This is a genomic window from Bradyrhizobium sp. USDA3010 (assembly GCF_056429065.1).
The window spans coordinates 1-250 of the sequence record NZ_JBWJZD010000176.1 but is presented as its reverse complement, the minus strand read 5'-3'; the positions used below and the strand labels follow the sequence as shown (position 1 = coordinate 250).

At 61.2% G+C, this 250-nt stretch carries 1 protein-coding gene; it reads right to left on the bottom strand.

Features of this window, described 5'->3' with window-relative positions:
• Positions 1-13 precede the first annotated feature (13 nt).
• Positions 14-250 (bottom strand): transposase (locus AC066Y_RS43445; RefSeq protein ID WP_478279162.1); only part of this gene is annotated, 237 nt, incomplete at its 5' end.

The window sequence follows — 250 nt, the reverse complement described above, 5'->3', positions numbered from 1 at the left end:
CCACCTCAGCGGCTTACGCCACGCTCGCCAGCCTCTCAACAAGCCGCTGATGAATAAGACGGGCTAGAGCGACAACGGCCTTGTTCGGATGCATCCGAGCCTGGAGCCCGTCGAGCCAGCTTCCTAGGCGATCGCGCGTCCGGTCCAAATGCCGGAGGCAGGATCGCGCGCCATGCACTAGAAGCTTTCTCACATAACGGTTGCCGCGTTTGCTGACGCCAAGCAACGTCTGTTTTCCGCCGGTCGAGTA